General features: G+C 65.3%; 14 protein-coding genes. 1 reads left to right on the top strand and 13 read right to left on the bottom strand.

What is annotated here, in order from left to right; all coding sequences use genetic code 11:
- Positions 1-234: 234 nt before the first annotated feature.
- Positions 235-951, bottom strand: a complete 717-nt coding sequence (locus tag AC1D2L_RS18670; RefSeq protein ID WP_476847397.1) for an NlpC/P60 family protein — start codon at positions 949-951, stop codon at positions 235-237.
- Positions 952-1,090: 139 nt separating this feature from the next.
- On the opposite strand from AC1D2L_RS18670, the gene AC1D2L_RS18665 reads away from it, so the two are divergent.
- A complete protein-coding gene (locus tag AC1D2L_RS18665; protein ID WP_476847396.1) occupies positions 1,091-1,390 on the top strand; it encodes a hypothetical protein in 300 nt (99 codons plus the stop codon).
- A 581-nt stretch (positions 1,391-1,971) separates the two neighbouring features.
- Here the strand turns inward: AC1D2L_RS18665 and AC1D2L_RS18660 are convergent.
- From AC1D2L_RS18660 to AC1D2L_RS18605, 12 genes are all read right to left on the bottom strand, one after another.
- Complete coding sequence (locus AC1D2L_RS18660) at positions 1,972-3,015, bottom strand: phage late control D family protein (RefSeq protein ID WP_476847395.1); 1,044 nt, start codon at positions 3,013-3,015, stop codon at positions 1,972-1,974.
- Positions 3,016-3,027: 12 nt separating this feature from the next.
- The gene (locus AC1D2L_RS18655; protein WP_476847394.1) at positions 3,028-3,252 is read right to left on the bottom strand and encodes a tail protein X; all 225 of its coding nucleotides are present in this window, start codon (positions 3,250-3,252) and stop codon (positions 3,028-3,030) included.
- 3 nt (positions 3,253-3,255) lie between these two features.
- A complete protein-coding gene (locus tag AC1D2L_RS18650) occupies positions 3,256-3,693 on the bottom strand; it encodes a phage tail protein (RefSeq protein WP_476847393.1) in 438 nt (145 codons plus the stop codon).
- A gap of 3 nt (positions 3,694-3,696) precedes the next feature.
- Entirely contained in the window at positions 3,697-5,931 is a 2,235-nt protein-coding gene (locus AC1D2L_RS18645; protein ID WP_476847392.1) for a phage tail tape measure protein, read from the bottom strand.
- 69 nt (positions 5,932-6,000) lie between these two features.
- Positions 6,001-6,369, bottom strand: coding sequence for a hypothetical protein (locus AC1D2L_RS18640; protein ID WP_476847391.1), 369 nt, complete (start codon positions 6,367-6,369; stop codon positions 6,001-6,003).
- 80 nt (positions 6,370-6,449) lie between these two features.
- Positions 6,450-6,983, bottom strand: a complete 534-nt coding sequence (locus AC1D2L_RS18635; RefSeq protein WP_476847390.1) for a phage major tail tube protein — start codon at positions 6,981-6,983, stop codon at positions 6,450-6,452.
- A 66-nt stretch (positions 6,984-7,049) separates the two neighbouring features.
- Positions 7,050-8,756 (bottom strand): hypothetical protein, encoded by a 1,707-nt coding sequence (locus AC1D2L_RS18630; RefSeq protein WP_476847389.1) that lies wholly within the window; start codon positions 8,754-8,756, stop codon positions 7,050-7,052.
- 81 nt (positions 8,757-8,837) lie between these two features.
- Positions 8,838-9,272 carry a hypothetical protein gene (locus tag AC1D2L_RS18625; RefSeq protein ID WP_476847388.1) on the bottom strand — a complete coding sequence of 145 codons (435 nt, stop codon included), beginning with the start codon at positions 9,270-9,272 and terminating at the stop codon, positions 8,838-8,840.
- Positions 9,273-9,281: 9 nt separating this feature from the next.
- The gene (locus AC1D2L_RS18620; RefSeq protein WP_476847387.1) at positions 9,282-10,298 is read right to left on the bottom strand and encodes a glycine-rich domain-containing protein; all 1,017 of its coding nucleotides are present in this window, start codon (positions 10,296-10,298) and stop codon (positions 9,282-9,284) included.
- Positions 10,298-11,158, bottom strand: a complete 861-nt coding sequence (locus tag AC1D2L_RS18615) for a hypothetical protein (protein WP_476847386.1) — start codon at positions 11,156-11,158, stop codon at positions 10,298-10,300. Before AC1D2L_RS18615 ends, AC1D2L_RS18620 begins: the two co-directional genes overlap by 1 nt.
- On the bottom strand, positions 11,124-11,321 hold the full coding sequence (locus tag AC1D2L_RS18610) for a hypothetical protein (protein WP_476847385.1): 198 nt from the start codon (positions 11,319-11,321) through the stop codon (positions 11,124-11,126). The genes AC1D2L_RS18615 and AC1D2L_RS18610 overlap by 35 nt, the downstream gene beginning before the upstream one ends.
- Before the next feature lie 3 nt (positions 11,322-11,324).
- A complete protein-coding gene (locus AC1D2L_RS18605) occupies positions 11,325-13,640 on the bottom strand; it encodes a hypothetical protein (protein WP_476847384.1) in 2,316 nt (771 codons plus the stop codon).
- Position 13,641: the final 1 nt, after the last annotated feature.

The raw sequence follows: 13,641 nt of genomic DNA, 5'->3' as shown, positions 1-13,641 counted from the left end.
GAAGCGGCAAATGCAGAAATCGCGCAGTGCTACAGCAAATGTTAATGACGCACGGTCGCCGCTACGTCAGTGGTCCGGTCAATCGAGGGCCGGACTTTTTATGAAAAAGACCAAATTAGTATTTTCGCTGATGCGAGCGAAGCTACGGCTCGAAAGAGCAAAAATTACGTCAGCGCACTCGAATTCCATTACTGAGCGCGAAATTGCGGACATTAAGGGATCATTAGTCGAGGTTCACGCTTCGTCTGATGATATCGCTCCCCCCCTGAAACTGAGCAGCACTCGTCCCACCGAAGACTTCGGATAAGATTTCGGCCAGCGGATGCCGAGCAGGCGGGAGCGGTCGAGCCGGGCGATCGTGATGGCGTCTGACTGATTGCCGCCGAGAACATGCAGCGCCTCTGCGTCTTCGCCGACATAGAGCCCGACATGGCCCGAGGTGCCGGCCTTGCTGCCGCGCCAGAACACCAGCACGGCGCCGAGCGCCGGCGTCTCGAGACCGATCCCGAGCTTCAGCCAGTTGCGGGCGAGATAGGGGTTCATCGGCAGCGGCTCGTCGGGCAGCGTCAGCGCGATGCACGTCTCGATCGCGTCACCGCACCAGGGCAGCTTGGAGGGGTCGCCCAGCGTTTTGCCGTCGCTGCGCAGCCAAGCCATCAGGCTGAAGCGGTCTCGGGTCTCGTGCAGCCCCTTCCGACGCAACAGCTCCTCATGCCAGGGCGGCGGAGTGGCAGCACGCGGCACCGTCGTTGCGTGCGGCTTGCCGGCGGACCTGAGACCGGTCGCCAGTGCTGCCCATGTCTCCGGGCCAGCAATGCCATCGGCGACCAGCCCGGCGGCCTGCTGGAAAGCGCGCACGGCCTTGCGCGTGGTGGCGCCGGCAATGCCATCGACATCGCCCGGGTTGTAGCCAAGCGAAAGCAGCGCGGTTTGCACCTCGCGAGTGTTCATGACGATGCTCCAGATGTGAAAAAGCCGCCGGAGGCGGTGAAATAGGCAGCCGTCAAAGCCCCGCTATTCTGGCTTCAAAGCGCCACAGTCGACCGCGTTTCATCGACCACAGACAGACGCGTGGTACTGCGAGGGTTCGATGAAGAAGCTTCTAGTTTTAGCCGTGGTCGTAATAGGGCTGGCAGGTCCGGCATTCGCTTGGTCGGGCGCCGATCACGACGGGGACCATGTCGACGTTGATCCCGATCAAGCGATCGCTCCCGGCCGCGAGATTGAATTTCACCAAGGTGGTGAACGGCGAACGCTCTACGTTGAAAGCGTGATCCCTTATCAGGGCAGAACCCGGATCGAAGGAAGAGACGAAGACGGTGACCGAGTCACCTTGGAAATGGAGGGGCAGGACCGCGAAGTCCCGGACGAGCCGGCCGAGGAAGATTGAGACCGCGCCACCCGGCATTTCCTATTTGAGCAACGCGCAGGCCACCGACGAGGCCGCACGCCAGAAGCGTGTGCCGAGGCACTAGGGTGTGCATTGGATGCCGCTGAAGGCGGCGCGAGCTGGCGTGAATGTTGCGCCCAGTTCCTCCATTTGCGCTGGGGTGGCCTAAAATGACACAGGCAGACGATCTCAGGCTGCGGACAGAATGCCTCGAAGAACAGTTTCGTATCATCGAGCCCGCCGTCTTCAAGGTCGCAGACAGAGGCGACCCTCAACTAAGACGACAAGTTGATCTAGCTCTTGCTGAGATCTGCCGACTAGTTTGTGACCCTAGAGATATAGCGGACGAGGTTCTGGCTATCTCATCCATAATTGCAGGGCTGCGCGCCTCGATGGGTGAGCCAGCAGATTCGGTAATTGGCCTAGCGGCCGTCGAGGGTCTGCGACGCGCGGTCGACGCTGCACAGCCAAGCAAGACCGGTGATATATTCGGCCAAGGCTGGGAGTAGAGCGGCGGACGACCGCGCAGCCGATTCACGGCCGCCCGCCTGAGCCCCGGGCGAGCCCGGCGCTGTTCGAATTCAGGAACTTGTCTTCTTGGTCCGGCGGGCGTCCTTGCCGGCTTCGCCGCCGGGCTGCTTCACCGATAGCGAGGTCTCGGAACCGCCATCGCGGGTCAGTCGGTGGGTGGCGGTCTCGATGCGATACTCGCCATCGACGCCGGGGTCGGCGCCCTCGAGGGTAACGCCGCCTTCGGCCTTGGCACGAGGGTCGCAGTCGATGCGGATCGTCCCACCACCAGCTTCGCGCTCGGCCTTGGTCTTGGCGCCCCCGCCCTTGTCCTTCGCGCCCGCCTTGTCCGGGGCATCGAAGCGGCCGAGGTCGGTCGCCTGCGGCGCGCCCTCGCCCGATATGATCTCGACATCCTCCTCCTTGAAGGCGGCGGACTTCCGGTCAAAATACCGGACCCGGGTCCTGGCGTGCTGGTCGCGGCCGCGATTGGGCGAGATGTCCCAGCTCATCAGGTTGTCGCCCCAGCGCGCGGTGATAGCGGGCAGACTCTGGCCCGACGCTGTTTTGCCCTCGCCGCGCTTGGCCATCACCGCCGTGTCGCGGCGCAGCTTGAAGGTCGCCCCGAGCTCGTCGGCGAGCTTCTGGCCGAGATGCAGGAAGCTGCGGCCGCCCGCCTCCCAATAGTCGCGCTTGATCGCACCCAGTGTCTTGTCGACCTTGACGTTGGCGATGCCGGCGCGCTTGCCGGCATCGCTCAGGAACTCCTGCAGCGTCGCGTCGTCCTTGTGGAAGTCGAGCCGCTGCTTCGCCTTGCCCTTGGGGTCAAAGCCCTTGCAGGAGACCGAAAAGCGCCGGCCCTGCCCTCGCGCGCCGCTCGATCGCGGCTCGTCGGTGAACCCCTCGAAGCTGAGATCATCGTCGAGATAGATCCTGATCGGCGTGCCCTTCTCGGGAAACAGAACTTGCCCGTCAGTGTTGTCGAAGACCATCTCGGCGGTATCGGTCGAGGTGCCGGCCTTGTCGACGGTCTCGATCGAGATCAGATACGGGCTCCAGCGATCGGAAACCTCCCGGCCGTCGATCTCGACGCGCCAGCTCATTTTCCAGGGCATGCAGGGCGATCCTTAGTCGAACAGCGAGACGGGTTCGCGCAGTGCCGCGCGCGGCCGAGACGGCCGGTCCGGCAGGTGCACAACCCGGCCGACCGGCAGGACCGGCCCCTCGGACGCAAGCCCGGGGTTGAGCTCGTAAGTTTCCTCGACGAGCGCCTGCCCGGCCCGGCCATCGCGCCGGTACAGCAGGAGGTCGACGGTGAGGTTGTCGCCGGCGATGGTGATACGGTCTGGCATGGCTCACCCGAAGAGCGAGAGCAGCTGGTCGAGCTGGCTCAGTGCGGTGTCGCTGCCCGGCGGATCGACCCGGGTCAGCTTGGTTTCATGGGCGATCTCCTGCCCGACGCCGCCCTGCGCCAGGATGGAATGCTTTTCCTTGATGCGGTCGATCCGCATCCAGCCCAGCACCATGCCGTCGCCACGCAGGACGAAGACGGGCATCTGTGCTCGCATCTGGCCCCACATCGTCTCCAGCGCCGGCAGGCCGTTGCCGCGTCGCGTGAAGGGCAGCACGGTCCCGCTGACCTCGAGGGTCTCGGTTCCGACCCCGACAGCCTCGGAGCCCTTGCGCCGCCCGAGCAGATCCTTGTCGGCGAAGTCGGCCGAACCCTCGCGCTCGACCGCGTCGACATTGAACGGGCGCACATCGATCGCGACAGCGCCGATTTGGAACAGCATGGTTCAATCCCTGTCCGCGTGAAGGCCGCGCATGGTGCGCCCGACGACCCCGCTAGAGGTTGAAGCCGCCGCCGCGCTTTCGTTGCCGAGCGAACGAAGGCCCGCCCGTGCCGTCTCGATCTTGGCGTTGAGCGCATCGAGGCTGGAGCTGTCGACTTTGGGCGTCACAGTGACGCCGAGCGCGCTCTGCAGGGTTTCACCGGCGGCCTTCGCCTTGGTCTCGGTCTCGCTCAGCGCAGCGGTGTCGACCTGGGGCGCATAGATGTCCTCGAACCGCGCCAGCGTCGGGACGCCCTTGGGGGCCCCGTCGGGACGTGGCGGCGGGAAGGGCGCCGATACCAGCGGGCGCGGCATCCATGCCGGGTCAACCGCCCCGCGGGAGCCGCCTGGGCCGTGCCCGAAGGAGATCTGCCCGGGGGTGATCGGCTGCGGCTTGTCGCCGTAGTAATCGCCGAAGCCACGCATGCGCGTGCCCAGGCGCCGCTTCTGCTCGTCGGCCTCGATTACCGCGACGTTGGCCCTGTCCCTGGCCGCGAGCGCATTGAGCAGGCCCTGGCGTTCGGCACGCAGAGCAGCGATCTCGGCCTCAGGCCCGGCGCGCAGGCGGGCATATTTCGGGAGCCTGTCGAGCCTGCCCTGTTTCTCGGCAATGCGCGCGTCGAAGCCTGCGACCTTGCCGTCGACGGCGTCGCGTTCTTCCTTGGCCTTGCGGGCCTCGACCCGGCGATAATATTCGTCGGCCGAATCCGTCCCGTAGTGCATCTGGCTTACGGTCCGGTCGAAATCTGCCCGGGCCTTGGGCGGCGCTGCCTTCGGGTCGTGGTTCTCGATGCGTTTGGCTAGGTCGTCAAACGGCACGACGATATCCGAGACCAGCGCCCCCAGCTGGCGCATGCGGCGCTCATAGGCGTTGGACAGGCGGTCGAGCCGGGCCTGGACGTTGGCCGTGACCTTATCGAGGTCTTTGTTGACCGAACCAGCCGCCGTGCGCTCGACCGCGCCGGCCAGCTTCTGCCACTCGCCGCGATACGCCATCAGCGCCCGCATGCCGCGGGCAAATTCCATGTCATTGATCAGCTGCGGCAGCTTCGAGATATCGCCCTTCAGCGCCTGCTGAGTGAGATCCTCGAAGACCTCGACAAGGTTGCGGCCCTCCTTGCGGCCCTTGGCCATGCCGGCGGCCAGATCGACGCCGAACTTCTTGAAACGCTTGGTCGTCTCCTCGGAGGTCATCTTCTGCAGGATGTTGCTCATCGAGCCTGCCGCCTCCTCCGAGGTGCCGCTACCCTTGCGCATGATCTGCAGCATCGAGACGAGGTCGGTCAGTCCCTTCTGACCCTGGAAGCCAGCCGCCGCGGCGGCTGGGCCGAGCGATGGCAGATAGCGCGCCATGTCCTTCAGTTCGAACTGCCCGGCCTTGCCGCCTGCCGCCATGATGTCGAAGGCAGTCTGCATCTCGCGGCCAGCGATCTTGAAGTTTGACGACACGGAATCTGCTGTCTTGGCAATGTCTTCGACCTCGGCGCCGGCCGCCGACGCCGTGCGCGCCACTGCGGGCAGGAAGGCCATCGCGTCCTCGAGGTTGCGGCCCTGCGCGACGAGGGTATCGAGTCCACCGACGATCTTCGCATAGGGCATCGCGACTTCCTGGGCGATGCCGAACGCCCTCTGCCCGACCTTGGCAAGCGCCTCCGCGCTCGCATCCGCCGTGATGCCCACGCGCGTGATCGCTCGCTCTGCCTCGGCGCTCTTCGTTACCGCGCTTTTGAGACCATAGGCGGCGATGACCGGGCCGAGATAGCCGCGGGCCAGCGCGACGACGCCGCCCCCGCCTTCTTTCTCTGCGCCGGCACCGCCCGTCGCAGCAGCGCTCCGGCCGCCGCGCGGGCGTTGACCGCGCGTCTGCTGGGTCTGGACATTTCGGATGGCGGCGAGATTGGCCCGCTCCCATTCCTTGACGCCGCGGATCTGGTCCTTGGTCCATTTTGTGGAGGCAGCGGCCAGTCCCTGCGCCCGGCTGTAGCGCTGCCAGGCGTCGGTCACCCGCGCGATCTCGCGGGCGCTGGCCCCGACGCGTTGAAGCTCCGTCGCCATTCGGTCGGACATGCCAGCCTTGGCCGCCGCGGAGAGGGCGCGGGTCTGCTTTTCAGCCAGCGCCAGCGCCTTGGAGATCTTTCCGGCCTTGCCGCTGACATCGTCGATCAGCCGGACAACAAGGGAGGATGTCAGCGAACCCATTTCAATCCTCCGCAACCCGCTTCAGACGGCCAGACGCGATCGCGCGCTCGACCCACCAGTCTATTTCGCTCAGGCCTGCGCTGCCGAACCCTGCGGCGTCGAACCAGCGGAGGTCTCCGACGAGGCACTGCGCGCGGTTGGCAAGCCAGCCCGCCTCGCGTCCCCGAAAAAATCAAGCACGGCGTCCTTCAGGCGCATGCCGTCGGCAAGCCCGACGCGATCGAGCGGGAGATTGGCGGGCTCGACCACGATCGCATCGAGATAAGCCGCGATCGCCGCGCCATCCTCGATGCTGACGATCTGCCCTTCGGCGGTGCACGACTGAATATAGGGCTCGCCGTGCACCATCAGTTCGCGCGCATTGGGCTCGCGCAGGACAAGATGCGTGACGGTGCGGCCGTCGAAGTCGATCGGCTTGATCAGGTCGAGTTTCGTCATGATGGGGCTCTGTCAGGGATGGTCGGAATGGGTGAAAGGATGCCGGCGCGAAGAGGCCTCGCCGCGCCGGCTGTCGAGGGTCAACCGCCGAGCGCGTTTCGGATGTCCGCGAACCAGGAGACGCCACCGGAGCGCGCCTCCTGCTCGTCCTCGTCCCAATACCAGAGCTCCTTGCCGTCGAGCGTCAGCTCGTAATGCGTCACCTCCTGGATGGTGTGATCGCAGCCGAGGATCTCGCCGACGGAGAACTCGTCGGGCGTCCATTCGGCGATGACGCCCTCGATGATGGCGCGGAACGACAGGATGCCCCCGCCCTGTTTTTTGCGAACAGCGCCGGAAAACACCCATTTGTCATGTTGCCCGGCGGCAAAGCCGAAGCGCGTGAGCACGTCGAGGTCGAGGCCCTTGACGCCGAATTTCGGTTCGATTGCGTCGATCTGAGGGAAGACGTGATTGACGGTGCCGATGCCGCCGCCCGGCGTGTGCTCGGACGTCTTGCGCTTGATGCCGGGCAGCACGAGCTTGGAAATCGTGCGGGCGCGGCTGCTTTCGGGCTCGTCGGCCCGGCGCACGTCGACGGCTTCGAAAATGTAGAGAGGCTGGCTCACGGCCATGATGGCGCTCCTGGTGATCGAGAAAAGTCAGGGGGGACGCCGCGCGAGAGGCTCGCGCGGCGCTGATCAGGCCGCGGCGGAAAGCCGGCTGACGATGGTCGCGATCATTTCGTCGATCGCCGGGCGGTAGCGCCGCTGCTCGATCTCGGCGACGCGGAACACCGGCCCCGGCTCGATCTGGGGCACGACCTTGAGATGCCCGAGCCGCACCTTCTCGGGGCTGTTACCAGTCTTGGGAAAACTCAGCGCGTAGCCGAGGATATCGCGGTCGGCCTTGCGGTCGCGCAGGTTGAACTTCATGCTGTTGAGCCAGGCCTCGACCATGTCGGCGTCGATCTTCTTGCCGAGGAAGCGTCGGGTCAGCTTCATCAGGTCGACGGTGATGTAGTCGGCGCCGCGCACCTGGTGGAACTGGGCCCAGAGATCGCCCTCGGCGCAGGACTCCGTGCCGATATAGACATAACCCCCATCGGCGATCGCGGTGTCGACGCCAAGCTCGCCCTGCACGACGATCCCGGCGTCTGCCGCCAGCAACATCTGGCCTTCCGTCGCGCCGTCGGTGATCGAGAACTGGATCGGCCGGTTGATCCCGACGATGCCGTAGATCGGCTGGTTGGCGAACGGGTGGAAGGGCTTGCCGCCGTGAGCGTTGTCGCTGCGGATGGCGAGACCGATGATCCGCGGCGACATCGGCCGCGTCACGATCGCCCCGTTTTCGAGCACGCGCGCAGCAACGGCAATGCCATGGATACGGTCGGAGCTGATCGTCTCGCGCCAGGCTTCAAAAGCCTGGCGGCTCGAGGACGGGCCGCTGACAAACGCGAACCCCAGCAAGGCATTGAGCATGGCCGGCGCGGCTGCAACGACAGGGTTAGCGAGCAGTTCGATGGTCGCGGTCGCGGTGGCGCCCGTCCCCGCGCCGCCCGTAACGGAAAGGGTCGGAGCGGAGGCGAAGTCGTATCCGCCACTGGTGATCGTGATGCTCTCCAGCACGCCGGTCATGGTCGCGGTTGCCGTGGCGCCCGTGCCGTCGCCGGTGATCAGCACCTGCGCGACCTCGCCATCGGCATAGCCATGGCCCTTGTTGGCGATCGTGATCGCCGTGACCGCTCCAGTCGTGACTGTGACCGTGCCGGTTGCGGCCTGGCCGAGGCCCGAGGCCGGGGCCGAGAAGGCCACAGTCGCGGCGGTGTAGCCGGTCCCGCCTGCCCCAACGCCGGCCGACAGCACGCCCTTCGAGATCGTCGTGGCAAAGGCTGCATCGCTGCCGCCGCCACCGCTCGCCGCCACAGTCGGCGCCGAGGTGAAACCAGAGCCGCGCGCCGTAAGGGTCACAGTCGCGACGCCGGAGGGCTGCTGCGCAGTGTAGCCGGGGAAGTCCATCAGACGCGGCGTGGCGTTGACCTCGGCTGCCACCGACTTGGCGATCTCGATCGCCTCGAGGATGTTGGACCAGGTCTGCATCAGCTTGGTCGAGGCGGTGCTGGACGCACCCTCAGCGACGCGAATGACGGTGCAGTCGGCAGCAGAGCCAAGCGGGCCGAGCTGGTCATTCACGGCGCGCACGGCGTCGGCGAGGTAGCCGGTGCCGAGCCGGCTGGTGAAAGTCTTGTCGCTGGTCGAGAAGCGCACGGGCACCTTCACCGGGAAGATGAAGGGGTCGGCGTCGGCGCTGGTCGAGATGAACAGGCATTTCGAGAAATCGGCGCCGAGAACCGGCAACGCCTCGTCATCGGGACGGGTGTTGATGATGCCGAAGACTGGTGCGGTCATGGGGGCGTCTCCATAAAAAAACCCGCCTGAGGCGGGCGGGTTGAATGGTGAGAAGGCAAAGGTGTCAGCCGGGGTCCCGCCTCAGGCGGTCGGCCAATTTGCAAGCATGGCGTCCCAACCGGCCTGCGTGAGCATGCCCTCGGAGACGAAGGCCGCGCCGCCGATTGCCATCATCGGGTCGTCTTTGCGAAGGCCCTGCGCGTGCTTCAGGAGGTCGAAGAACACGACGAGCGCGGGGTTGGCGCTGGCCGTCGCATAGGCTGTTGGTGTCATGCCGCCGGCCTGCATCGCGAGGCCGACGAACTGGACGAAGGTGAGGTCTGCCGGCTGGACGAGAACGGGAGAGCTGGGCGGCGCGACCCAATCACTGCCGCTGAAACGCCATCCGACCCCGACGTTGGCCGGCGCCCCTGTCGGCACCTCGACGAAGTCCTTGGCAATGTCTTCGTGGAAGTCGAGCGCCGGGTTATCGGACACGTTAATGATGTAGCCATTCTCATCGAAACGAAGTTTCATAGTGATGCCTCAGTCGAACAGGAAGATGATTGCAATAGCGCCGTTGCCACCATTGCCGCCCAGGTTTCCGTCCGAGGAATTCGCCCCGCCACCGCCACCGCCACCGCCTAGCCCGCCGTTTCCGCCTCGGACGACAGTGGACGATGTGGTGGCGCTTCCGCCGCCGCCAGCGCCTAGTCCTCCGTTTCCACCAGGGCCGCTTGACGAACCGCCAGCGCCCCCCGCGCCTGGGCCGCCAGCATGGGTAATTGTGGCGCTGGCGTTCATCGCCGCGCCTGTGCCAACAATGCCCCTGCGCAACAGCGCGTCAAACAGCGACGAGTAGCTGCCCACGCCACTAGGGAGGCTGCCAGGCCCGACCGTGGGGCCTGTATCGCCCAAGGCCCCCGCGCCGCCCGAGCCAGCCGAGGCATTCCCTCCGCTGCCACCGCCGCCGCCAGATGCGCTTCCGGATCCGCCTATCCCTGAGCCGCCGCAACCCGTCGCGCTGACAGGTGAATCTACACCAGGGACGCCCGGGGTGCCGCCTAGCGGGGCTGACGCACCAGACCCGCCGCCGCCCGTGCTCCCCCGCCCAGCCCCCCCCGCCGCGCCAGATGATCGCCACTTACCGGATGAGGGCAGCGCCCCACCCGCGGCGGGTGGGGCGAGCCCGCCTGAGGAAGGAAATGGTGCGCCAGATCCTCCTGCCGCAGATAGTGAGAACGTGGAAATACTCGATGCCCCGCCGGATCCGCCAGCATCGCCCGCTGTCGCCCCTCCGACCCCACCAGCCCCAACGATGGCTGAAAACGAAGTCACGCCGGCAAGGTTGAGTTCGTCCATTAGCCAAGCGCCGGAGCCCCCGCCGCCGCCCGCTCGGGATGATATCGAACTCGACCCGCCGCCACCCGCTCCTTGGACAATTGCGACGGCCTTGGTGGCCCCATTCGGCACATATACCGTATAGGTTCCCGCTGCAGCGCGGGACCATTCCGAGTTGATAGATCGGCTTCCGCCACCAATAAAGTCCGTCAATTTCGCCATCAGAACCAGTCCCAGGTTGTTCCGTTGAACCGGAATTCAATGCAGATGTGATTTGCGTCGATGGTGAAGTCGGCGGCCTCGCCACGGATCGTCTGCGCGTTGCGCGCTACCACGACGTTGTTCGCACCACGCCGCTGAATCCGAACCGCCGCGCCAGCGGCCGGCGCTGCCGGCAGTGTGATGGTCACAGCGCCCGCCGATGTATCGACGACACGATGTTGGCAAGCCGTTAGTGTGGCCGCGCTCGTGATGACAGTCGGGACACCCCACGCCGCCTCCTTGCCGGAGAGGCTGGCCGCGGCGGCGGCTTCGGTCGCCGCAAGCGCCGCATTGATGTCGTCCATCGCAGCCGACAGCGTCGTCGCGATGCTGTCGATGGCCGTCTTCTGGGCCGGCGAGACGAAGACGCGCGTCGAGGTCTCGTTGACGTTATCGGCCGAGATGCCACCCGCGAGGATCTCGTCTACCTGCTCTTGCAGAGCCCCGATATTGCCTTCGATGACCAGCAGCGAGGCGTCGATCTGGTTTTGCAAGTCGGCTAGCGCGGCAGCGGTCGCCTGCTGAAAGTCCGTCACGAGTGCCTGCGTCGCGGCGAGTGCGTTCGCGATCTGCTGCTGCAGATTGGCTAGCGCCTGCTGCTGCTGCTCGATGAGCGGCACAATCGCCTCGTCGAGACGCTGCAGGCCAAACACCTGCAACTCTTCGATCAAAGCATCAATGGTCGTCTTTTGAGCCTCGACGACACGCACGCGCGCGGCCATGTGAACGATGGTCGCGATGTATGTCGCCGGGCTCCATTTAGTGCCCGGCGGCGGCGCGTAGTCGTCAGCCGCCGAGGGCAGTTGCGGAAGCGATGGCATCGGCGCTGTTCTCCTCGACGATCTTGGTAAGGAACCGACCTGCCATCTCGTGCTGATGCAGCGGCAGAAGCTGCTGGCCAAAGAGCATCACCGGCTTGGCGAGCGTGACTTCGTATTTGGTCTCCGCCTCGTGCTGAGGGGCGGGAGGTGCCGTCTTTGCCATGGGCTAGCTCGCTGCCAGGAGGATGTTTTCGATGAAGGGCACGTTGGTGAAGTTGGTGTTGGTCATCTGCGGGTAGGCGCGGGTAGCGGTGGCCGCCGCGCCGAGGCTGAAGACGCTCGTCACCGTGCGGCGGCCGGGCTTGTCAGGGTCGAGAGCCACCGTCGACACACTGGCGCTGACCGGCGTCGAGCCGACGATGATCTGCGGCGTATAAGTGGCGTAGGCCGGGTCAAAGCGGTCGAGCGTGACCACCATGGTGATCGTGTCCGATGAGAAGCCGAAGGTGAGCGGGTCGGAGACCGCCTTCATGTCGGGCCGCACACGCATTGCCGCCGAGCGCGCTGTCGTATCCAGCAGCAGCGCCGGCGCGAGGTCGGTGGTTCCGACGAAGACGGCCCGCAGTTCGCACAGCGCCGGCAGGCCATAAAGTGGCGTGGCGTCGCCTCCCTGGATGTCAAACCATTCCGTGCTTCCGGTCGGCTTGACCTGCCAGGTCATGGAGGTGCCGCCGGGCGCCCAGCCCTGGTAGAGCAGCTGGATTTCTGTCATCCCGAGCGAGCAGGTCAGCGAGTTGAACTGGATCACCGTCCGGGTCGACTTGAATTTCGCGGTGTTGAGCCGGAAGCAGAAATCGCTCGTCGGGTCGCCCTGAGCCCAGGCGCCGTCAGTCGCCCAGAACAGCGAGCCCTGCGCGAACTTGTTGTTGGTCACCGTCGCAAGCTGATGATTGCCGACCGTGACTGTGTACCAGGCGTAGCGGCGGCCGGTTTCCAACAGCGTTGGCCGGATCGAGAACTTGTTCCAGCCGACGACAAGCTGATTGGCCGGCACGCTAGTGAAAGCGATGGCCGTGTCGAAGCGAGGCGCGCCAGTGCCATCGCAGAGGCACAGGAAGAGATGGACCTCGCCATCCGTGCCGACCTTGGTGAACTGGAGGTCGATCGAGGTCGCGATGCAGGGCTGCGCGTTCAGGAAGGTCTGGCCGTAGATCGAGCCATTGACGCCGATTTCCTCGGTCCAATAGCTCCAATAGGTCTCCGACCAGGTGTTGTACTGGACCTGCGCAACCGCATAGCCCTGATGGCCGGCGCTGGCGGGGTTGGCGTTGTAGGACGAGAAGTCGGTCAGCAGGCCGTTGACGCTATTGATCAGCGTGCCCTGAGCCACGCCCTGGGCCACGTATTCGGTGCCGTTGACGTTGAAGGTCTCGCCGGCCCGCTGGTCGGAGATGTTGGCCCATTCCGCCTGGTTTTCGCAGACGCCAAAGCTCGGTCCGTAGCTGATCGAGGTATAGGACACCGTATTGGCAACGGCGTGCTGCACGGTATGAACCTGCTGCGAGATGTCGCGCGTGCCGCCTGACCCCTCGACCGTGATCCGGGCTTCCTCGGTCCACGCCGGAAGCAGCACGTTCTGGCTGGTCCTGAAGTCCTGGCTGCTCGGGTTGAGCAGTGACATCTGGCTGTCGACGATCTGCGCATAGGCGAAGCGCGTGCCTTCGCGAACACGGGCAAGCCACTGCGGATGTGTCTTGTCCCAATCGTCCTGCAGCAGGCCGGGATCATACCAGTAGGCGCGCGCTGCCGTCGGCATCTTGAGGGTGCGCCGGATGGCGGCGACGTCAGTCTTGAGCTGCAGCATGATCTCGGGGCGCGGGATCATGGTCATGCGCGCGGCGAGATTGGCGAGGTTGGTTTCCAGCGTCGTGGTGCGTTGGATCGTATCGGACAGGGTGAGTTCGAGCGACGTGACCCGGCCCTCGACCTCGTAGAGCGTCTTGGCACGCCAGGCAGTGCCCGGAACAAAGCCGAGAATCCCGGTCGTGCCGAGTAGCACGTAGGCGATCAGGCACTGATTTGATGGAACTTCCGGCAGAACCGGGTTTTCCGCAATCTCAATCTGGCCGGGCAGGCGGATGATGTTGACCTTGCGCCGCACGGTTTTCGGCACGGAGATCAGCACCGTCTCGCCGGTGTCGGCGTCGGTCTCGATCTCGCGGGTCTCATTGACAGATTCGGTCTCGCCTTGAGCGACGAGCCCGACCCAGCGCCGATTGCCGGAGATGCCCGGCAGATTGAGCATGAGGTCGACGTCGGTCACCTCATCGGCCGAATACACGATGTCGTCGTTGAAGAGATTGCCGGGCGTCACGCGCGCAATCGTGGCGCCGACTTGGGAGACCGTGAACGCCGACCAGTGGTTCGGGTAGGCGATGACACCGCCGACGACGTCATCCAGGCCCTTCACCGCAAATTTGCCGATGTTGTCAAAATCGGCCTCTTTGGAGACTTCGGCTTCGGTGAATTCGACGCGATCCATG

It is taken from the genome of Allobosea sp. P1_B10, from assembly GCF_056406735.1.
Note: the sequence above shows the minus strand (reverse complement) of the source record. Positions and strands in the feature narration are given on the sequence as shown.